The sequence below is a fragment of the Mameliella sp. MMSF_3455 genome, from assembly GCF_030733205.1.
In the GTDB taxonomy this organism is placed as follows: Bacteria; Pseudomonadota; Alphaproteobacteria; order Rhodobacterales; family Rhodobacteraceae; genus Antarctobacter.
This window is the reverse complement of record NZ_JASHJL010000004.1, coordinates 15,607-35,972: the sequence shown is the minus strand read 5'-3', so window position 1 is coordinate 35,972 and position 20,366 is coordinate 15,607. Positions and strand designations below refer to the sequence as shown.

The window sequence follows — 20,366 nt, the reverse complement described above, 5'->3', positions numbered from 1 at the left end:
ACGGGTTGCAGCATTAGGTTATCCAGACTAAAACAGTCAAGTAAATACCGTAAGCCACGTCGGGCCTGGTCCCGGCGAAGCCAGCAGACATTCCCTGACCCGAGGACGTCATGACCGAGCAGCTTACGCCGTCACCAGAACAGATCCGTGCCGCCGAGGCAGACAACCCGAAAATGCGGGCGCGGGATCTTGCCGCGCAACTGGGCATCACCGAGGCCCAGCTTGTGGCCGCCCGCGTCGGCGACGGCACAACCCGGATCGACGCCCACCCCGACTGGATCATGCCCGGGGCCGAGCGCCTGGGCGAAGTCATGGCCCTGACACGTGTCGAGGCCTGCGTGCATGAAAAGGTCGGGGGCTATGCCAACTACCATCCCGGCGAACATGCCGCGATGGTGCTGGCCGAGGACATCGACCTGCGAATCTTCCCATCGCACTGGGTGCATGCCTACGCGGTCGAAACGCCCGGCCAGGACGGCACCGCGCCGCGCCGGTCCCTGCAGATTTTCGATGCCGCAGGCGATGCCATCCACAAGATCCACCTGCGCGAGACCTCGAACCATGACGCCTGGGTCGGTCTGGTCTCGGAACTGGCCCTGCCCGACCAGGCACCCGGCCAGGCGGTCGAACCGCGCAAGCCCGTCGAGGCCGCGAAATCGCGACCCGACAAGCTGGACATCCTGCGTGAGGAATGGGCGCGCCTGACCGACACGCACCAGTTCCTGCGCCTGTGTTCCAAGCTCAGGATGAACCGCCTTGGCGCCTACCGGATCGCGGGCGAACCCTTTGTCCGCGCGCTGGCGCCAGAGGCCGTCAACGCCATGCTGGAGTCGGTTCGTGACGCCGGGATCGAGGTGATGATCTTTGTCGGCAACCGTGGCTGCATCCAGATCCATTCCGGCCCGGTGAACCGCCTGCATCCGATGGGCCCCTGGCAGAACGTCATGGACCCCGGCTTCAACCTGCACCTGCGGCTGGACAAGGTGGCCGAGGTCTGGGCCGTGGAAAAGCCCACCCAGCGCGGACCCGCCGTCTCTGTCGAGGCGTTCGATGCCGAAGGCGCCCTGATCTTCCAGGTGTTCGGCGTCGGCAAGGAAGGGCGTGACTCGCGGCCCGCATGGGGCAGGATCGTTGCGGCCCTGCCCGCAGCCGACGTGGTGCCGGCATGACAGCCTGCAAGTCTTCCAACGGGCTGGCCCTGTTCACCGGTCTGTCGACCGCGATGTTCGGCGGCCTTGTGGCGCTGACCGTCTCTGCCCAGCAACCCGCCCCCGCCGATCCACAGGCCGATGTCCTGTCGATCGGCGGCGCGGTCACGGAAATCGTGGTGGCCCTGGGGCAGCAGCACCGTTTGCTGGCCCGTGACACGACCTCGACCTACCCCCCGGCGGTGACCAACCTGCCGGACGTGGGGTACATGCGCGCGCTGTCTCCCGAGGGCGTGCTTTCGGTCGGCCCCAGCCTGATCCTTTCCGAGGAAGGCGCCGGGCCACCCGAGGCCCTGGAGGTGATCCGCGCCGCCGACGTGGACTATGTCGAGGTGCCCGACGCACTGGACGCCGCCGGCATCCTCGACAAGATCGAGATCATAGGCAGCGCCCTGGGCGTTCCGGACCGGGCCGAGGGACTGGCCGCAGAGGTCGGTGCCGCACTGGACGCAGCGCAGGCCCGCGCGGACATTCCCGCCGAGGGTCGCAAGCGCGTGCTGTTCGTGTTGTCCACCGATGGCGGCAAGATCAACGCCTCGGGCACCGGCACGGCGGCAGATGCGATCATCCGGATGGCCGGCGGTGTGAACGCCGTCGACGGTTTCACCGGGTACAAGCAACTGACCGACGAGGCCGTGGGCATAGCCGCGCCGGACGTGATCCTGATGATGGACCGCACGGGCGACCACGCCTCTGCGGACGACGAACTGTTCGACATGCCCGCCATCCGCCTGACCCCGGCCGCGAAAACCCGGTCCGTCGTGCGCATGGACGGGCTGTTGATGCTGGGGTTCGGTCCGCGCACCGCAGAGGCGGTCGAGGCGCTGAACGCGGCGCTTTACGGGACGCCGGGCTGATCCGATGACTGCGATCACCGACCCTCTTGTCCCGCCGCGCGACCGGCTGGCCCGCGCGCGCTTGCTGCACTGGATGCTGGCCGCATTCCTGTTGCTCTGCGCGCTGGCCAGCCTGCAGATTGGCGCCGCCGATGTGACCCTGACCGCCCTGCTGGGCAAACTGGTCAGCGGTGAGCCCCTGACCCAGATGGAACGGGTTGTCCTGTTGGACATCCGCCTGCCACGCCTGACGATGGGTATCCTGGTCGGCGCCGCGCTGGCCGTGTCCGGAGCGGCGATGCAGGGGCTGTTTCGCAACCCTCTTGCAGATCCGGGCATCGTCGGCGTCGGTGCAGGCGCCGGGCTGGGCGCGATCCTGGCCATCGTGCTGGGCGCGCTGCTGCCCGCTTGGGTGCAAGAACTGACCGGCAACCAGCTGACGCCCTTCGCGGCCTTCCTGGGTGGCTGGGGCTCGACCCTGTTGCTCTATCGCGTGTCCACCCGACACGGACGCACCTCTGTCGCGACAATGCTGCTGGCAGGCATCGCTCTGGGGGCATTGGCCGGGGCACTTTCGGGCATTCTCGTTTATATCGCAGATGACAGGCAATTGCGCGACCTGACCTTCTGGGGGCTGGGATCGCTGGCCGGGGCAAGCTGGGCCAAGGTGGTCGCCGCCGGCCCTCTGATCCTGCTGTCCATCGGCGCGGCCCTGGTGCTGGGGCGCGGATTGAATGCGCTGGCACTCGGAGAGGCGACCGCCGCCCATATCGGCATCAACGTCCAGCGCATGAAGAACATTGCCATCCTTGCCGTGGCGGGCGCTGCCGGAGCGGCGGTCGCCGTCTCGGGCGGCATCGGCTTCATCGGGATCGTCGTGCCGCACCTGCTGCGGCTGGGGTCCGGTCCGGATCACCGCACGCTCTTGCTGAACTCGGCGCTTCTTGGGGCCAGCCTGCTTATCCTGGCGGATGTGATCGCCCGTGTCATCATCGCCCCTGCCGAACTGCCCATCGGGATCGTCACCGCTGTGCTGGGCGCGCCGGTCTTTCTGTGGATCCTGTTGAAACGACGGGGGATGGTCGAGCTATGACACTGGAAGCACAGGATATCCGGGTCCGCTATGGCCGCCGCGAGGCGCTGCGCGGCGTCAGCCTCGCCGCGCACCCCGGAGAGGTCACGGCCATCGTCGGCCCCAACGGATCGGGCAAATCCACCCTGCTGGGCGCCATCGACGGCACCCTGCCCCACGAGGGTCACGTACGCCTGAACGGAGAGGACGTTTCCGGGCAACCGGCCTGGAAACTGGCCGCAACCCGCGCGGTCCTGCCCCAGGCGTCGCGGCTGGCCTTTCCTTTCACGGTGATCGAGGTCGTTCGCATCGGCTTGCAGGCAGGCACGGCGGGCGACCGGCCAGAGGTGCCGATGCAGGCTCTGGCGCGGGTCGGGTTGGCGCATTACGCCGACCGGTTGTTCCAGGACCTCTCTGGCGGCGAGGCGCAGCGCGTGATGCTGGCGCGGGTGCTGGCGCAGGTCTGGGCGCCGGTCGAGGACGGCGCGCCCCGGTGGCTGTTACTGGATGAGCCCGTCTCCAGCCTCGACATCGCGCACCAGTTGCAGGTGATGGAGATCGCGCGGGACTTCGCGCGCGGCGGCGGCGGAGTTCTGGCCGTCATGCATGACCTGAACCTGACCGCGCTGTTTGCCGACCGGATCGCCGTTCTGGCAGAAGGCGAGCGCGTGGCCTTTGGCACCCCTGCCGACGTCCTGACCGACGATACTCTGTCGCGCGCCTATGGCTGTGCTCTGCGCGTTTCCGCTCCGCCACCGGCGGACATTCCCTTTATCCTGCCGCACGCGGCATCGGCCTGAAAGGTCACTCATGCGTCTAGCCACCCTCATGTTCTGCCTTGCCACGCCGACCCTTGCCGATCCCGTGGCCGACATCGTCATCCTCGGAGAGGTCCACGACAATCCCGAGACCCACATCGGGCAGGCGCAGGCGCTGGACGCACTGAAACCCACCGCCGTGGTCTTTGAAATGCTGACCGCCGAAGACGCGCTCCGCGCCAATCAGGATCGCGACCTGATCCCGGAGATCTGGGACAATGGCGGCTGGCCTGACTACAGCCTGTACGCACCGATCTTTGACGCCATGGGCGCGGCGCGCATAGTCGGTGCTGCCGCGCCGCGAGAGACGGTGCGGACGGTCTACGGCGAGGGTGCCGCCGCGCTCTTTGGCAGTGATGCGCCGCGGTTCGGCCTGGATGTCCCCTTGCCCGAGGCACAGCAGAGCCTGCGCGAAGAAATGCAGTTCGACGCCCATTGCCAGGCCATGCCGCGCGAGATGATGGCGGGCATGGTCGCGGTCCAGCGCTATCGCGACGCCGTCTTTGCCCGCGCCGCGCTTGAGGCACTGGATACCTTCGGCCCGCCCGTCGCGGTGATCGCGGGCAACGGCCATGCGCGCACCGACTGGGGCATTCCCGCGATGATCGCCCGGGCCGCGCCAGAGGTGACGACCCATGCCACGGGCTTTGTCGAAACGCAGACCGACACGCCCTTCGACACCGTGATCATCGTTCCCGAGGCGCAGCGCGACGATCCCTGCGCCAGCCTGCAGACCAACTGAGGAGAGACCATCATGTACCTGGCCATGAACCGTTTTACCGTCCTGCTCGAAAACGCGGCCGAGTTCGAGGATCTGTGGTTGTCGCGCGAAAGCCACCTGCGCGACATGGCGGGGTTTGTCGCTTTCGACATGCTGCGCGGCCCCGAGGAGGATGGCAAGATCCTCTATGCCTCGCACACCGTCTGGGAAACCGAGGCGCATTTCCGCGCCTGGACCCGCAGCGAGGAATTCCGCGCGGCCCACACCCGCGCCGGCCAGACCCGCAAGCTGTTCGAGGGCGCACCCCGGTTCGAGGGCTTCACCTCGATCCAGAGCATCGAGGCACGGGCGGCATGAGCGCCCCCCGCGAGGATCAGGAGGACCGTTTTCGCACGGTCTGCTGGCGCGAGATGCTGAACTCCGGCACAGATCCGTCTGCCGACACCGGCCTGGCGCTGGAACAGCTGATCGACCTGCAACGCGCGGTCGGACCGGGTACCGACCCGCGCCATGCGGAGTAGTCAATTCTTTCTGTCAGGTATTGCCTGACCCAATTCTGCCTGCTAGGCACTTTCCCAACCAGCCAGGGTGTCCCACCCCAGCCAGACACGAAAACCCACCGATGGGGGCTGGATTCATGAACTTTCCGTCCTTTGGCATTGCGGCGCTCTGCGCCTTTGCCTTGACCCTTGCGACGCCCGCGCAGGCAGAAACCGTGCAGGGCGCGCATGTTTCCCTGGAACTCAACGCGCTGGAGCCGGTCGACGGCGCCTGCCGCATCAGCTTCCTGATCCAGAACGGCCACGACAGCGACATCGCACAGGCCGTATACGAGGCGGTGCTGTTCGATACGGAGGGCCGCGTGGACCGCATGACCCTGTTCGATTTCGGGGATCTGCCTGCCGCCCGCCCCCGCGTGCGCCAATTCCTCGTCTCCGGCCTGGCCTGTTCAAACCTCGGCCGCCTGCTGATCAACGGTGCCGAAACCTGCGAGGCCGCCAGCCCCGGCGCCTGCACGCAGGACCTAGACCTGCGCAGCCGCACCGAGGTGGAGATCATCGGATGATCGAGACAGTGCGAGAAGCCGTTCAACGGATCTTTGATCTTGGCGGCCCTGTCGTCATCCTGCTGGGTGCGCTGTCGATCGTCGTCTCGGCGGTCGTGCTGTACAAGCTCTGGCAGTTCACCGCCGCGGGCGTTGGGCGCCACCGTGCCCTGCGCGAGGCAGTCGAGGCCTGGGACATGGGCAACCGGCTGGCAGCGCGCCGCCACCTGGACCTGTCGCGCAGCTATTTGCGCCCGGTGGTGGCGATGGCGCTGGACGGCCAAGGCGATGCCGAACGGCTGGAAGCCGAAGCAGAAGCGCGTTTTGCCCGGCTGGAATCCGGACTGCGCCTGCTCGATTCCATCGCGCAGCTGGCGCCCCTGCTGGGGCTCTTCGGCACGGTTCTGGGCATGATCTCGGCCTTTCAGGCGCTGCAAGAGGCCGGGACACAGGTCGATCCCTCGATCCTCGCAGGCGGTATCTGGGTCGCACTGCTCACGACCGCCGTGGGGCTGGCCGTCGCCATGCCCACCGCGCTTGTGCTGAGCTGGTTCGAAGGCCGGATGGATGCAGAAAGGGTATTGGCGCAGAAAGCCCTGCGCACGATCCTGGCGCCTTCCGGTCAGGCCCAGGGCTTCGCCCCCGCAGCCAACCCGATGCCGGCCCATGCGTAGGCGGCACCGGCGGCGAAAACTGTCGATGACTTCGCTCATCGACGTGATCTTTCTCCTGCTGCTGTTCTTCATGCTTTCCTCGACCTTTTCGCGCTTTGCCGAGGTCGAACTGGCCGCGGGCGGCGCGGGAAACGGCGATGCTTCGGGTCTGCGCCCGGTTTTCCTGCGGCTGGCGCCAGACGGGCTGAGCCTCAACGGTACCTCGCATGAACTGTCCACGCTGCCCGAGGCGCTGCGCCAGCATCAAACCGACGCGGAAACCGGCCTGCCCGTGGTCATTGCCCTGCAGGGCGAGGTCACGGCCCAACGACTGACCGACCTGCTGGTGACGATCCGCGCCCTGCCCGGCCTCAGGCTTACGGTACTGGAGACCTCATGAGAGCGCGCCGACAGAAAACCGAACGTGAACCGACCATCGCGCTGATCAACATCGTCTTCCTGATGCTGATCTTCTTCCTCGTGGCGGGCACGCTGGCACGTCCGCTGGACAAGGACCTGACGCTGGTCCGCACGGCAGAGCTGGACACGACCGCGCCTGCCGATGCGCTGGTCATCCATGCGGAAGGGCGCATGACATGGCGCGGTGTCCCGCAGGACAGCGCCGAAGGCTTCATGGCGCAGCTGCCCGAAGAGGCCCGCGCCCGCGTCCGCCTCATCCCGGACCGGGAGTTGGACGCCGCCGAGCTTGTCCGGATTGGCCGCGCCCTGCGCGGGGCGGGCGCAGAAAACGTCGTCATCGTTACCGAGAAGGCCCTTGAATGATCTCCTCGTCCCGACTTGCCAAGACTTCCGCCGTTTCGCTGGCGCTGCTGGCCCACGGCGCCCTTGCCCTGACCCTTGCCAGCCCCGATGAAGCCCGGATCGAAGGTGCCTCTGGCGGGGCCGAGGTGCGGCTTGGATCATCCTTCGCCGACATGTCAGCGGGCCGGGTCCAACCCGAACCGACAAAGACCCCGGCAGAGGAGGCCGAACCGGATCGGTTGACGGCAGAGCGGGTCAAGGATCCCGTCGAGCAGGCAAGACCGGACCAGACCCCACCAGACCGGACAACGGATAGTGCGGACCGCCCCGCCCCCGAAACGGCGGCAGTGGAACGCCCCAGGGACACCACCGAAACCGCGCGTCCCGATCCCGCGCCGCAGGATCCGGCAGCCCGCCTTCTTGCGGCGATTGAAGCCGCGCAGGCCGATACCGGCCCGCGCCTTGAGCCCCTGAAACCCGAAACGCAGGACCTTGCAGCCCTGGCTCCCGCGCCGGAACGGATCACCCCGGAACGGGCCGAGCCCGCGCCCACGATCACTCCCGTCACACCGGACAGCGCCTCCGCGGAACGGGTGACCGGCGAAGCTCCGAAGAGCGCGGCGGTCTCCCGCTCGCTACGGCCGCAGATGCGCACGCCGGAATTCGAGGAAGCAAACAAGCCAGCCCCCAAACCCAAGCCACGGGCGAAACCCGCCCCCCAGGGCGGCGGCGCCACCCGCAACGCGCGTGCCGGCAACCCCACCGGCAACGCCGCCGCCAAGGCGCGCAACACCGGCAACAACGGCCGCAAGGCTGCCCCCGGAAACGCGGCGGCCAGCAACTATCCCGGGCTTGTCATGCGCAAGCTGTCCCGCGCCGGCAGGCCCCGGGTGAACGCTCGCGGCACTGCGGTCGTTGCCTTCTCGATTTCTTCTGGCGGCGGCCTGGCCTCCGTCTCGCTGGCGCGCAGTTCCGGGTCCTCGGCCCTGGATCGCGCGGCCCTGGGCGTGGTGCGCAGCGCGGCGCCTTTCCCGCAGCCGCCCAGCGGCGCAAGGCGCAGCTTCTCGATCCAGATCCAGGGGCGCTGAGCCTCTACAGGATCTGGCTGAGGAATTCCTTGGTGCGCGGGTCCTTTGCCTCGGCAAAGAAGGTGGCGGGCGGTCCGTGTTCCACGATCACGCCACGGTCGGTGAAATAGATGTGGTCCGCCACCTCGCGGGCAAAGCCCATCTCATGCGTGACCAGGATGCAGGTCATCCCCTCCGCGGCCAGGTCCTTGATCGTGACCAGGACCTCCTTGACCGTCTCGGGGTCCAGTGCCGCCGTCACCTCGTCGAACAGCATCACGTCGGGCCGCATCGCAAGGCTGCGCGCAATGGCCACGCGCTGTTGCTGGCCGCCGGAGAGTTCACCGGGGTAATTGTCCTCTTTCCCCTCCAGCCGCACCTTCTTGATCAGCGAACGCGCCCGTTCCTCGACCGTCTTGGGGTCTTCCTTGAGCACCTTCAACGGCGCCATCATGACGTTTTCCAGCGCCGTCTTGTGCGGAAACAGGTTGTACTGCTGGAACACCATGCCGACCTTCTTGCGCAGCGCCAGCTTGTCCAGTTTCGGGTCGCTGACCTCCTGCCCCTCGACGGTGATCGACCCGCCCTGGATGTCGTTCAGGGCGTTGATGCAGCGGATCAAGGTGGATTTGCCCGAGCCAGACGGCCCGATGATGCAGATCACCTCGCCCTTCATCACGTCCAGGCTGACGCCCTTCAGCACTTCGAAATCGCCAAAGCTCTTGTGCACGTCCTTGAGGGACACGATGGGCAAATCGGGGGTCCAGCTCATGCCTGTCTCTCCTAGTAGAGGCGGTTCTTGGCGTCGTCGGCGATGATCTGCGCCATTTCGTCGACATCGGCGACCAGATTTTTCTCGACCAGCTTGCCGTGGGCGACCATGGCCTCTGCAAGGCTGGGCACGTCCGAGGTGTCGGGCCAGTGGTCAGGCTGCCACATCCGCGAGCGGATCATGCATTTCGCGCAATGCAGGTAGGCCTCCTCGACCGTCAGCAGCAGCACAAACTGCGCCGGGCGCCCGTTGACGGCCAGCCGGTCGCACAGATCGGGATCGCGGGTCAGCCGGGCCTTGCCCGCAACCCGCAGCGTGTCGTTGTGGCCGGGGATCACAAAGATCAGCGCGGCCTCGGGACTGTGCAACACATTCCCGAAACTGTCGAAACGCTTGTTTCCCAGCCGGTCTGGCAGCGCCAGCGTCTTTTCATCCAGCACGGCCACGAACCCTGCCGGATCGCCCTTCGGCGAAAGATCCAGCAACCCGTCCGCCCCCCGTGTCGCCAGCACGACAAAGGGTGAGGCCGCGATGAAACGTGCGCAAAGCGGGTCTATGTGGTCGATCACCTTTTGCGCCGGCCTGTCGCCGGGCTCGCCCGTGATGGCGCGCAGGTCTTCGCGGGTGGCGATGGCGTGGGGATCGGACATGGCGGCCTCAGAGTTTCACGGAATAGCGCCGTTCCAGCGCGATGGTCAGCCGGGCGATCGGGTAGCAATAGGCAAAGAACAGCACCAGCGCGTAGCCGTAGAAGGGCATCAGCAGCTCGGGGTGGTTGTTCTCGGCCTCCATCGCCTGGCGGGAAAAGGTGATGATCTCTCCCACGCCCAGAAGCGAACAGAGCGGCGTTGCCATCGTCAGGATCGCGTACCAGTTCATCCAGGGCGGGATCATCCGCTTGAAACATTGCGGAAGGATGATCTGCCACAGGGTCTGGGTGCGGGTGAAGGACAGGCTTTCCGCGGCCTCCCACTGGGCCGAAGGCACGGAGTTGACCGCCCCGCGCACGATCTCGGAGATATTGGCCATGACCGGCAGGCTGAGCCCGATCACCGCCTTGACCCAGGCCGGGATCGGGATGGTCAGGCCAAGGATCGTGATCTCGAAAGGAAAGGCCAGCAGCACCACAAACAGCAGTACCAGCCAGGGCGAATTGCGGAACAGCTGCGTGATCGCCCAGGAAAACCCGCGCGTTACCTTGTTGCGCGACACCTGGGCAAGGCCCAGAACCGCGCCCAGCGTGGTGCCGATCAGCATGGCAAAGAGCGAGATCAGCACGTTGAACAGGAACCCCTGGAAGGTCAGGAAGGGTATCCAGCGCCAGAGCGCGGCAAAGGCGTCCACGGTCCCGAACGTGGCCGATTGCGCAAAGGCCGCCGCGGGCCAGAGCGCCAGCAGGACAAGAAAGCTCCACGGTGGCAGACTTCCCAGCCAGCGCACCAGGAACATCTCGTCATATTGGTGTCCGCGCAGGACATAGGGTTTCATGACGGGCAGGTCGGTCTGCCCGTGCAACCTACTGTCCATAGCCGGGGATCCTCATCTTGCGTTCCCAACGGTTCATGCCCATCACGAGGATGCCGACCAGAAGGATGTAGGTCACGAAAAGCAACAGCATCGTGGGGTTCTGGGCCGAAGGGAAATCGTTCCAGACGGAGACGCTTTCATACAGCAGTTCGGGCACGGCGATGGCATAGGCCTGCGTCGTCGTCTTGACCAGGTTCACCAGGTTGTTGTTCAGCGCCGGGATCGACACCCGCAGCGCCAGTGGAAAGACGACCTCGCGGTAGGTCTGCGTGCGCGTCATGCCGAGGGATTCCGCCGCCTCGACGGTAGAGTCCGGCACCGCCTCGATGCCTGCGCGGAAGATCTCGACGTTGAATGCACCCGCGAAGAAGGAGAGCGAGATGATGGCCCAGCCGACATTCGAGATGATCGGCACCTCCAGCCAGCCGTCGGGGCTGTAGGACGGCGTGAACTGGCCCAGCGCGAAGTAGAAGAACAAGAGCTGCACCAGCGGCGGCGTGTTGCGGAAGAACTGGATATAGCCCTGCACCGCGCCGCGCAGCACGCGGTTCTGGGCGCCCTGCGCCCAGGCCCCCAGCACGCCGATGATGACCGAAAGCAGCACACAGGCGATGCTGAGCTTCACGGTCATCCACAGGCCGGACAGAATCCGCCCGGCCTGTTTCTCGTCGTAGAGCCAGATGAAGTTCCACCGCACATGCTCGGCGGCGAGCTCGCGAAAGAACTCCTCGAATCCGCTCATGTTATTCCGGCATCGGTGTCGTCTGCTGGATCAGCTCCTGTTGCTTGGCCAGGAAAGCCGTGGGCTTGATCCCCCACTTTTCCTCCAGCTCGACCAGCGTACCGTCGAGATGCCATTGATACTGCATGCCCTTCATGAAGGCGCCGAAGACGCAGTTTTCCTCGGACTTGGGAACGGCAAGACCCCAGGGGCTGTCGTCCTCGGAGGGCAGCGGCATCTCGAAGTCGTCCCAGTTTCCGCTGGCGATATCCGACCCGATCGAGCTGTCGTCATAGACGAAGGCGACGCATTTCTTGTCGCGCAGGGCCTGCTTGGCCTCGGCAGTGCCACCAAAGGCCACGACCTCGACGTCATAGCGGTCTTCGACGATCTGGTTGTAGAAGGCGCCCTGGATGCCGCAGACCGGCTTGCCCGTCAGGTCGCTCCACTCGGTAAAGCCCAGTTGCTTGGGCGCCATGACATTGGTGCCCGAGGTGTAATAGTTGGGTCCGACAATGCCCACGATCTCGCGCCGGTCGGGCCGGTCGGTCATGGTAGCGATCATCAGGTCGATCTGCCCCTGTTCCAGGAACTGCATCCGGTTCGAACTGACCACGGCGACCAGTTCCAGATCGACGCCCATCGTGTCGGCCACCATCTGCGCCATGTCCGGCTCCATCCCGATGATGGTCCCGTCCGTGTCGCGATAACCCCAGGGCTTGTAGTCGGCCTTGACCCCAACGGTAAGCGTGCCGCTTTCCATGACCTTTTTCCAGGTATCGTTGGTGCATTCCTGTGCCGCCAGGCTCAGCGGTGCCAAGGCAGTCGAGGTCACAAGCGCTGTCGTGATAAATCGTTTCATGTGTATCTCCCTTGTCGTCGAACGGTTTTTTTGACGGTCGTTCGCTGCGGTCACTTTGGCACAGCTTACGGAAGAGTCAAAAAGCTTCGGTCGCGGGTCTTTTGATTTTCGACATGTGCCACGGTTCGCCCAGTTCTGCGGCACATCTCGGGATACCTGGCACGCTGCAGCGCGACACGTCCTGCAAAGTTCGCTTCGCATCCTGCTACCGCCTTGGGGCACGTCCCGCTTCCGCTCTGATTTTATGCAACTCGGAGCTTCCCGCCCAGCAATGCGTCAGCACCGCATTCCACTTGCAATGGCCCCCATGCGCCGGCCCCGGCCCGAACAGGCCCTTTCAGGCGGTCGGCGCACACTGTGGACACCCTCCCAACGAGCCGAAGGCAGGCGGCCCCACGGTATGGCGCCCTCTTTTATCGGCGGCCCGTAGCCCCTTGGAAAACATGCCAATATTGCGCTCAGGACAGTTAGGACAGCGGCGCCGTCCTGGCCGGCTGGGATGCTGAAACCCGGTCGTCTGGACAGCGATCAGTCCCGGCATTTGAGGGCGCGCCTTCATACCTCGTTGCCATTCAGGCAACACAAACCTCTAAAAACGCCGCTTTTATCGCATCGAAAACCTCGACAACAGTCAGGTGAATCACTCGAACACCTGACGGAGACGGCGCAAATGAAGCTCAAATCGAACTGGTGGTGGGATCTCTCCACCAAGGATTTTGCCGAACTGGACATGAGCAAGGTCGTCGCCGTTCTGCCCACGGCCGCAGTGGAACAGCACGGCCCTCACCTGCCCGTCCGCGTCGACAGCGCTATCAACGCCGGCATCATGGAACGTGTCGCCCAGCGCATTCCTGACGACCTGCACGCCCTGATCCTGCCGATGCAGGCAGTGGGCAAATCGGTCGAACACCTGGAATTCCCGGGCACCCTGACGCACAGCTACGAGACCCTTGCCCGGATCTGGTACGAAATCGGCGAAAGCGTCGCGCGCACCGGTTGCCGAAAGCTGGTGTTTGCCAACTGGCACGGGGGCCAGCCGCAGGTGGTAGAAATCGTCTGCCGCGAACTGCGGGTCAAACTGGGCATGTTCGCGGTCAGCGCCAATGCCTCGGCGGACCTCGATGTCTCGGACCTCTTCGACAGCCAGGAGATGAAGCACGGCATCCACGGCGGCGAATTCGAAACCTCCCTGTTGCTGGAACTGCACCCCGAACTCGTAGACATGACCCTGGCCGAAGATTTCGAGCCGCTTTCCGTCGAGATGGAAAAGGCCGGCGGCATCCTCACCCCAGAAGGCCGCATCGGGTATGGCTGGCAGACGCAGGACCTGCATCCTTCCGGCGCCTGCGGCAATGCCGCCACCGCCGATGCGGACCGGGGACGGATCGCGCTGGACCGCTCCGCCGACCGGTTTGTCGCCCTGTTGAAAGAGGTCCGGGATTTCCCGATCGACCGCGTGACCCAGAAAACCATGTTCAACGATGCGTGACATGGTGGACAGTCCACTGCGGTCCCTCCTGCCGGTACAGGCCCCCGTCCGGCAGGAGCTGCGCCTGACGGACGGCACCCTGCTTGTTGCCGACACTTGGAGGCCGGACACGCAGGACACTCTGCCGGTGCTGCTGATGCGTCAGCCCTACGGGAGGGCCATCGCCTCGACCGTGACGCTAGCCCATCCCGCTTGGTACGCGGCGCGCGGCTATGTCGTCACCGTCCAGGACGTGCGCGGCATGGGCGACTCCGAGGGCGATTTCGACGCTTTGGTCAACGAGGCGACGGATGGATCCGAAACCCTGGACTGGGCGCGCGACCTGGCGGGATCGAACGGCAAGGTCGGCACTTACGGGTTCTCCTACCAGGGCACCACGCAGTTCCAGATGCTGGCCGGCGGCGCGCGGCCCGACGCGATGGCCGTCTCGATGGCATCGTGGTCGCCCTTGACCGACTGGCTCTCCGAAGGCGGATTGTTCCGCTGCCGGATGTCGGCCTCCTGGGCGGCGCAGATGGCCCGGCTGAAGGCCAGCCGGATGGGCGATTCAGCGGCACTGGCAACCTTGGCGCCAGAGCGGGGATGGCAGGCGCATTTCGACTTTCTCATGACGCGTCCGGACCTGTCGCATCTGTCCCGCTGGGCCAAGGGCGAGCCGGGCGCCGACCCCGCCGCCGAACTGGCCCCGCCCCCCGCCGTTCCGCTGATCCAGACCGCCGGAACCGCCGATTTCTTCCTCCGGGGCACACTTGCCGCGGACAGGGCCTTTCGCGCTGTCTCGCCCGACACCACGCATCTTGTCCTTGGTCCCTGGGGCCACATCGGCTGGAACCGTTCCGCCGGAGCGGCGCGGCTGGCACCGGGGGCAGAATTCTCTGTCGACCGGGCGCAGCTCGACTTTTTCGACCACTACCTAAAGGGCCGTGGCCCGCGCCCCGCTGCCATCACCGCCTACGACGCGGGCACCGACAGCTGGCATGACACCGACACCTTCGAAGGATCCGGCTCCAGAGTCTATCATCTGGCGTCGGACGGCCTTGCGGCGCAGATGGTGACGGATGGCCGCCTGACGACCGCCCCCGCGACGCCGGAGAGCGACATGCTGGTTCTCGACCCGACCCGGCAGGCGCCGCTGTGCGGGGGCGCCTTCAGCGGCCCGGTCGATCTTGGCCCTCTGCACGACCGGTCGGACGTGGCCTGCTACACCACCGCCCCCATGACGGCGTGCGTCCAGTTGCGCGACCGGGTCGAGGCAGAGATCGCGCTGGACGTCGATGGTCCCCACCCCGGGCTGGCGGCCACCTTGGCAGAGGTGGACCGAAACGGCACCGCCACCGCGCTGGCCACGACGGTCACGCGCCTGAAGAGCGGCACGTTGCGCCTGGTGTTCGAGGGGCTCTTTCACAGCCTGCGCCCGGGCCACTCTCTGCGGCTGTCCCTGCAGGCCGCCCCCTTACCGGATTTCCAACCTTATCCGGCCACCGAACTGGCCGATCCCGGCTTGCGTGCCACGACCATCGCCATCGACCACCGCGCCAGCCGGCTTTTCGTCTTTACCGCAGATCAGGAACCACCCCATGCGTGACCGCAACTATCTCATTCTGGACGCGATTACCGCCATGTACGGAGACACGGTCGCGGTCGACCAGCTGACGCTGGAAATCGCCCGCGGCGAGCTCTTGTCCCTGCTGGGGCCATCGGGCTGCGGCAAGACCACGACGCTGCGCATGATCGCCGGTTTCATCCAGCCTTCCTCCGGGCACATCATGGTCAACGGGCAGGACATCACCCGCCTGCCGCCGCACAAGCGCAACATCGGCGTGGTCTTTCAGGCCTATGCGCTGTTCCCGCACCTTTCGGCGCTGGAAAACGTGGGCTTCGGCCTGCGGATGCGCAACATCCCCAAGGCCCAGCGGCACGAACGCGCCCGCGCGGCGCTGGACACCGTGGGCCTGAGCGCCTTTGCCGAGCGACTGCCCGGCAATCTTTCCGGCGGCCAGCAACAGCGCGTCGCCCTGGCCCGCGCGCTGGTGATCGAACCCGAGGTCCTGCTGCTGGACGAACCGCTGTCTAACCTCGACGCCAACCTGCGGTCCGAAATGCGCGACGAGATCCGCGCCCTTCAACAGCGCCTCGGGATCACCACCATATTCGTCACCCACGACCAACAAGAGGCGCTGTCGATGTCAGACCGCATCGCCGTCATGGACGGCGGTCTGATCTCGGAGCTGGGCACGCCGCAACAGCTTTGCGATGCGCCGACATCGGCTTTTACGGCGAGGTTCCTGGGTGCGCGCACGGTGCTGAACGGCAGTGTCGACAACGGCGTGTTCCAGACCAAGGGCGTGCGCTGCGAAGGCGCGCCGGATGGCGCGACCAAGATGGTGCTGCGCGCCTCGCGCCTGCGCCTTGGCGACAGTCCAACCGGGCCGCTGTCCCTTTCGGGCACAGTCACCTCGGTCAACTACCTGGGCGAGACATTCGAGATCGACCTCGCCTCGGCCAGCGGCCCGGTCCGGCTGACAATCCCCTCGGACCTGGCCGCCCCGCCCGCGGGCGCGACCGCCTCTGTCGAGGCATTGCCCGGCGCCGTGACCTTCATCTGAACGACCCAACCACCAACCAACAGGAGTGCCAAACATGGCTATGAACCGCAGACAGTTTACGGGCCTGATGGCCGCGGGCCTTGCCGCCCCGGCGTCAATCATCCGCCCGGCCTATGCCCAGCCCAAACCCGGTGACGAACTGGTCGTCGGCATCTGGGGCGGCGCACAGGAAAAGATCGTCAAGAAGCACATCGAACCCCAGCTGGTCGAGAAATACGGCTGCAAGGTGTCCTACGTCCTTGGCGGCACCGGCGAACGCCGCGCGCGGGCCTACGCGGAACGCGGCCGACCCAGCTTTGACGTGCTTTATCTGAACATCTACGAAAGCCGCCAGGCCGTTGCCGATGGCGTCACCCAGCCCGCAAGCCCGGCGGTGCCGAACTACGAATACCTCTACCCGCTGGCCCGAAAGGGCGGTTACGGCGTGGCCTTCAACCCCTGCACCATCGTCTACGACAAGACCGCTGCCTCCGCGCCGATCACCTCGTGGAAGGACATGTGGAACCCGGAATGGAAAGGCCGGATCGCCTGGCCGAACGGCCTGGGCGCCGAGGGTATCTCTGCCCTGATGATGACCGCCAAGGCCTGGGGCTATGGCATCGACGAGTTCGACAAGGTTGTCGAGAAGGTCAAGGAACTGAAACCCTTTGCCGGCATCCAGGGCAGCCAGGCGCAACTGTTCGACATGCTGGACCAGAACGTCGCCGACCTGTCGGTCGAGTTCGCCTCGTTTACCCGAATGTACGCCGAAAGCCGCAACCCGAACTGCGCCATCGCAACGCCCGTTGAAGGTCAGGCCGTGACGATGAACGTGGCCTGCATCACCGAGGGCACGCGCAACCAGAAGTTGGCCGAGGAATGGGTGAACCTGCACCTGAGCCCCGAGACCATGCTCGCCTACGCGAACGAGATCTACTACTCGCCCACGGTCAACAACGTCGAGATCCCGCCCGAACTGCAGGGCAAGGTCATCACCTCCGGCAATGTCGACAGTCTCGTCGATTTCGACTGGGACTACATCAACGCCCACCGCGCCGAGTGGCAGGCGAAATACGACCGGGAGATCGCCGGATGAAACGTTGGATCGGTCCGGTTCTGTCCTTTCCCGTAACCGCTTGGCTGCTTCTGGCCTTCGCGGCGCCGATGATCGTGGTCGTGCTGCTGTCGCTGCACGAATACCCCAGCCCCTTCGGCCCGGTTATCCAGAGCCCGTCCCTGGTACAATTCATCAAGATCCTGACCGATCCATTCTATCTTTCGGTGATCGCCGAAACGGTGCTGCTCGGCCTGGCCGTGACCGCCATTTCGGCTCTCCTCGGATACCCCCTGGCCTACTGGCTGGCGCGCATGCCATCGAAATGGCGTGCGCTGTCCTTCGCGGTGATCCTCATCCCGCTGCTGACCAACGTGGTTGTCCGTTCGTTGGGGATCATGCTGCTGCTGTCGCCGCAGGGACTGATCAACACCTTCACGGGTTGGTTCGGCATTCCGCCCGTGGAAACCATGCTGTTCAACCACGGGGCGGTCATCATCGCGCTGGCGCAGGTCTTCATGCCCTTCATGGTACTGGCGCTCTATGACAACCTTCAGAACACTTCGCCCCGTATTCACGAGGCCGCCGAAAGCCTTGGCGCCTCGCCGGGGATGCGTTTCCTGACCGTCGATTTCCCGATGTCGCTGCCCGGGCTGCGGTCGGGCGTGATCGTGGTCTTCCTGATGGCAACCACCTCCTACGTCTCGGCCACGTTGCTGGGCGGCGGCAAGGTCTGGACGATGGGGATGCTGGTGCTGAACGAGGCGATCAGCAACCTCAACGCGACGATGGCCTCGGCCCTGTCGCTGGTCATGACGGCGGTCGGACTGGGCTTCATCGCACTGGCGACCCTCTGGCTGAACCGTTTCATGCGCTGGCGCCAGGGCGTACCGTCCTCTCCCTGGACGATCCCCGCCTGGGTGGCGACCCTGGTCGACACCGTCGGGGCGCCGATCCGCTACCTGCTGCTGTTCTGCTCGATCGGGCTGCTGATCCTGCCGCTGGTGCTGGTCATGGTCCAGAGCTTCAACGACGTGCCGCTTGCCACCGCGGCCGGGTTCAGGGGCTTTACGCTGGAATGGTATCGCCGCGTCCTGATAGAGGGCGACTACACCTCCAATTTCATGGTGTCGGTCAAGTTGGCCCTGGTTGCCGTTGCCATCGCGGTCACGCTGGCGATGCCTGCCGCCTTTGCCCTTGCGCGCTATCCCTTCCGGATGCGGCCGCTTCTGCTCGCCTTCTGGATGCTGCCGCTGTCGCTGCCCGGCGTGGCCATCGCCGTGGGCATGCTGAAGCTGCTGCAGGTCTACCTGATCATCCCGCCCTTTGCCGGGCTGGTCTCGATCCATGTCGTCGTGATCCTGCCCTTCATCATCACCCTGCTCACCACCTCTGCCATGTCCCTCGACCGGTCCCTGGAAGAGGCCGCCGCCAGCCTGGGCGCGAACAGGATACGCTGCTTCCTGCTGGTGACGCTGCCCGGCATGGCGCCGGGGATTTTCGCGGCGGCGCTGGTCGGTTTCCTGATGAGTTTCGGCGAAGTCACGGTGACCAGCTTCCTGACCACCGCCCGCCTGACGACACTGCCGGTCCGGATCTATTCCGAGGCGACCTTCGCGCTGGAACCCACGGCGCATGCGATCTCGGCCCTCTTGATCGTCGTCACCACCGTGGCATTGGCGCTGCTGGGCAAGTTCGTGCGCCTTGACCGGCTGTATTCGAGGTGACGCCGATGGTGCCTCTCTCAGCCCAGGGCCGCACGGAAATGCTCTGCCAGCACGCTGCCCAGCGCGGACGGGTTTCGCTCTGGCCCCAGCAGGATGAGCCGCTGCGTCTCGCGTGCGAATTCCTCGACCGGGACATAGGCAAGCTGGCCGGCGGCCACCTCCGTCTCGATGTCGAAGGGTGTCAGGAAGGTGATGCAGCCCCCCAGCCGTGTCAGGTGGCGCATCATCTCGATCGAGTTGGTCTCGATCAGGTCGCTGGGCCGTCCGCCGGAACGGGCAAAGAGCTTTTCCAGGTGCGGGCGGATCACCATGCTCGAATCCGCCACCACCATCGTGTAGTCGGCGCATTCGTCCAGCCGGACGCTGGAACGTCCCGCAAAGGGATGATCCGGCGGCACGACAACGCCAAGGTTGACCATCGCCACAGCCAGTTGCCGGACGTTGGGGCGCTGGGGAAAGTCGAAACCGATGGCAAGGTCCGACTGCCCCTCGGCCACGGCGGCGATCATCTCGTCCGGGTCGGTCATCAGTTGCAGACGCACCGCGACCTTGGGGTTTGCCTTGCGGAACTGCATCACCACGCGTGGCACGATGTTCGAGGCAAGTCCGCTCATCAGGACGACCGAAACCTCGCCCCGGCGCAGCCCCTTGAGGTCCTCGATCAGTGCCAGGTTGCGATCCATCTCACGCAGTGTTTCGCGGATATGGACCAGCAGGATTTCCCCCGCCGCGGTCAGCGTCAGCGACCGGGGCGCCCGGTTGAAGATCGGCGTGCCCAGGTCATCCTCCAGCGACTTGATCTGCCGCGAGATCGCCGAGGCCGCGACGTTCAGCTTGTCCGCCGCCGCCCGGATCGACCCCTGCCGCGCCACCTCGTCCACATAGGTCAGAACCCTCGCGTGCATCCGCCTCTCCGTTGCCAATCCGTCATCGAAACCCCGGCTTTCGGTGCCATTCATGGCACGTCTGCCCCTTCATCTCCATCCCGCAAGACCGCGTACCGACAAGAGGTTTCCCCAGATGATCAAATCCTTCTCACATGAACAGGTCGCCAAGGCGGAGGCCTGGAAGATCGCGCCCACGGACAGCAACTACTTCGTGATGCTCTTCGACCCCGCCAATGCGCCCACCGACAACATCTACGTCGTCGAGATCTTTACCAAGGGCGGCGCGACACCGCCGAACAGCCACTCCAAGGCGCATGAGTTCTTTTATGTCATCGAAGGCGAGGGCTTTGCCTCGTCCGATGGCGACCGCCTGCCCATCGCGAAAGGGGACGCGCTGCTGCTGAACCCCGGTTCTGTCCACGTCGTCGAGAACACCGGCGCGGGCAAGCTCTATACCCTGACGGTCATGACCCCGAACCAGGATTTCTCCGAGTTGATCCGCTCGGGAGAGCGGGTGGAACTGGACGACGAAGACCTGCGTGTCCTGACAGAGGCCTGAG

24 protein-coding genes are annotated in these 20,366 nt (G+C 65.5%); 18 read left to right on the top strand and 6 right to left on the bottom strand.

What is annotated here, in order from left to right; translation table 11 throughout:
- The first annotated feature begins 110 nt into the window (after positions 1–110).
- The 12 genes from RBB42_RS03515 to RBB42_RS03460 all read left to right on the top strand — a co-directional run bounded on the left by RBB42_RS03515 (position 111) and on the right by RBB42_RS03460 (position 8,203).
- Positions 111–1,169, top strand: coding sequence for a hemin-degrading factor (locus tag RBB42_RS03515; protein ID WP_305968128.1), 1,059 nt, complete (start codon positions 111–113; stop codon positions 1,167–1,169).
- Positions 1,166–2,065 (top strand): heme/hemin ABC transporter substrate-binding protein, encoded by a 900-nt coding sequence (locus RBB42_RS03510; RefSeq protein ID WP_305968127.1) that lies wholly within the window; start codon positions 1,166–1,168, stop codon positions 2,063–2,065. The genes RBB42_RS03515 and RBB42_RS03510 overlap by 4 nt, the downstream gene beginning before the upstream one ends.
- Positions 2,066–2,069: 4 nt before the next feature.
- Positions 2,070–3,137, top strand: coding sequence for a FecCD family ABC transporter permease (locus RBB42_RS03505; protein ID WP_305968126.1), 1,068 nt, complete (start codon positions 2,070–2,072; stop codon positions 3,135–3,137).
- A complete protein-coding gene (locus tag RBB42_RS03500; protein WP_305968125.1) occupies positions 3,134–3,916 on the top strand; it encodes a heme ABC transporter ATP-binding protein in 783 nt (260 codons plus the stop codon). The genes RBB42_RS03505 and RBB42_RS03500 overlap by 4 nt, the downstream gene beginning before the upstream one ends.
- Positions 3,917–3,926: 10 nt before the next feature.
- Positions 3,927–4,676: a ChaN family lipoprotein gene (locus RBB42_RS03495; protein WP_305968124.1), complete on the top strand. Its 750-nt coding sequence runs from the start codon at positions 3,927–3,929 to the stop codon at positions 4,674–4,676.
- A gap of 12 nt (positions 4,677–4,688) precedes the next feature.
- The gene (hmuQ, locus tag RBB42_RS03490; protein ID WP_305968123.1) at positions 4,689–5,012 is read left to right on the top strand and encodes a heme-degrading protein HmuQ; all 324 of its coding nucleotides are present in this window, start codon (positions 4,689–4,691) and stop codon (positions 5,010–5,012) included.
- Entirely contained in the window at positions 5,009–5,176 is a 168-nt protein-coding gene (locus RBB42_RS03485; RefSeq protein WP_305968122.1) for a hypothetical protein, read from the top strand. The genes hmuQ and RBB42_RS03485 overlap by 4 nt, the downstream gene beginning before the upstream one ends.
- A gap of 116 nt (positions 5,177–5,292) precedes the next feature.
- Positions 5,293–5,721 carry a hypothetical protein gene (locus RBB42_RS03480; RefSeq protein WP_305968121.1) on the top strand — a complete coding sequence of 143 codons (429 nt, stop codon included), beginning with the start codon at positions 5,293–5,295 and terminating at the stop codon, positions 5,719–5,721.
- Positions 5,718–6,374 (top strand): MotA/TolQ/ExbB proton channel family protein, encoded by a 657-nt coding sequence (locus RBB42_RS03475; protein ID WP_305968120.1) that lies wholly within the window; start codon positions 5,718–5,720, stop codon positions 6,372–6,374. The genes RBB42_RS03480 and RBB42_RS03475 overlap by 4 nt, the downstream gene beginning before the upstream one ends.
- Positions 6,367–6,753 (top strand): biopolymer transporter ExbD, encoded by a 387-nt coding sequence (locus RBB42_RS03470; protein ID WP_305968119.1) that lies wholly within the window; start codon positions 6,367–6,369, stop codon positions 6,751–6,753. The genes RBB42_RS03475 and RBB42_RS03470 overlap by 8 nt, the downstream gene beginning before the upstream one ends.
- Positions 6,750–7,136: an ExbD/TolR family protein gene (locus RBB42_RS03465; protein ID WP_305968118.1), complete on the top strand. Its 387-nt coding sequence runs from the start codon at positions 6,750–6,752 to the stop codon at positions 7,134–7,136. The genes RBB42_RS03470 and RBB42_RS03465 overlap by 4 nt, the downstream gene beginning before the upstream one ends.
- The gene (locus RBB42_RS03460; protein ID WP_305968117.1) at positions 7,133–8,203 is read left to right on the top strand and encodes a TonB family protein; all 1,071 of its coding nucleotides are present in this window, start codon (positions 7,133–7,135) and stop codon (positions 8,201–8,203) included. The genes RBB42_RS03465 and RBB42_RS03460 overlap by 4 nt, the downstream gene beginning before the upstream one ends.
- A 4-nt stretch (positions 8,204–8,207) precedes the next feature.
- Here RBB42_RS03460 and RBB42_RS03455 read toward each other — a convergent pair whose 3' ends face one another.
- Genes RBB42_RS03455 through RBB42_RS03435 form a run of 5 tightly spaced genes read right to left on the bottom strand, consistent with a single transcriptional unit; the run spans position 8,208 to position 12,064 of the window.
- Positions 8,208–8,954 (bottom strand): amino acid ABC transporter ATP-binding protein, encoded by a 747-nt coding sequence (locus RBB42_RS03455; protein WP_305968116.1) that lies wholly within the window; start codon positions 8,952–8,954, stop codon positions 8,208–8,210.
- 11 nt (positions 8,955–8,965) lie between these two features.
- Entirely contained in the window at positions 8,966–9,604 is a 639-nt protein-coding gene (locus RBB42_RS03450) for a pyridoxamine 5'-phosphate oxidase family protein (protein ID WP_305968115.1), read from the bottom strand.
- Positions 9,605–9,611: 7 nt separating this feature from the next.
- Positions 9,612–10,481 (bottom strand): amino acid ABC transporter permease, encoded by an 870-nt coding sequence (locus tag RBB42_RS03445; protein WP_305968114.1) that lies wholly within the window; start codon positions 10,479–10,481, stop codon positions 9,612–9,614.
- Complete coding sequence (locus tag RBB42_RS03440; RefSeq protein WP_305968113.1) at positions 10,471–11,223, bottom strand: amino acid ABC transporter permease; 753 nt, start codon at positions 11,221–11,223, stop codon at positions 10,471–10,473. The genes RBB42_RS03445 and RBB42_RS03440 overlap by 11 nt, the downstream gene beginning before the upstream one ends.
- A gap of 1 nt (position 11,224) precedes the next feature.
- Positions 11,225–12,064 (bottom strand): transporter substrate-binding domain-containing protein, encoded by an 840-nt coding sequence (locus RBB42_RS03435; protein ID WP_305968112.1) that lies wholly within the window; start codon positions 12,062–12,064, stop codon positions 11,225–11,227.
- Positions 12,065–12,734: 670 nt separating this feature from the next.
- Here RBB42_RS03435 and RBB42_RS03430 point away from each other — a divergent pair.
- From RBB42_RS03430 to RBB42_RS03410, 5 genes are read left to right on the top strand one after another with little or no spacing between them, the layout of a single operon-like run.
- Complete coding sequence (locus tag RBB42_RS03430) at positions 12,735–13,553, top strand: creatininase family protein (protein WP_305968111.1); 819 nt, start codon at positions 12,735–12,737, stop codon at positions 13,551–13,553.
- Positions 13,546–15,138, top strand: coding sequence for a CocE/NonD family hydrolase (locus tag RBB42_RS03425; RefSeq protein ID WP_306043511.1), 1,593 nt, complete (start codon positions 13,546–13,548; stop codon positions 15,136–15,138). Before RBB42_RS03430 ends, RBB42_RS03425 begins: the two co-directional genes overlap by 8 nt.
- The gene (locus RBB42_RS03420) at positions 15,131–16,159 is read left to right on the top strand and encodes an ABC transporter ATP-binding protein (RefSeq protein ID WP_305968109.1); all 1,029 of its coding nucleotides are present in this window, start codon (positions 15,131–15,133) and stop codon (positions 16,157–16,159) included. The genes RBB42_RS03425 and RBB42_RS03420 overlap by 8 nt, the downstream gene beginning before the upstream one ends.
- Before the next feature lie 34 nt (positions 16,160–16,193).
- Entirely contained in the window at positions 16,194–17,234 is a 1,041-nt protein-coding gene (locus tag RBB42_RS03415) for an ABC transporter substrate-binding protein (protein ID WP_305968108.1), read from the top strand.
- A complete protein-coding gene (locus RBB42_RS03410; protein WP_305968107.1) occupies positions 17,231–18,919 on the top strand; it encodes an ABC transporter permease subunit in 1,689 nt (562 codons plus the stop codon). Before RBB42_RS03415 ends, RBB42_RS03410 begins: the two co-directional genes overlap by 4 nt.
- A gap of 17 nt (positions 18,920–18,936) precedes the next feature.
- On the opposite strand, the gene RBB42_RS03405 is transcribed toward RBB42_RS03410, so the two are convergent.
- Positions 18,937–19,824: a LysR family transcriptional regulator gene (locus RBB42_RS03405; RefSeq protein ID WP_305968106.1), complete on the bottom strand. Its 888-nt coding sequence runs from the start codon at positions 19,822–19,824 to the stop codon at positions 18,937–18,939.
- 115 nt (positions 19,825–19,939) lie between these two features.
- On the opposite strand from RBB42_RS03405, the gene RBB42_RS03400 reads away from it, so the two are divergent.
- Entirely contained in the window at positions 19,940–20,365 is a 426-nt protein-coding gene (locus tag RBB42_RS03400; protein ID WP_305968105.1) for a cupin domain-containing protein, read from the top strand.
- The last annotated feature ends 1 nt before the right edge of the window (position 20,366 follow it).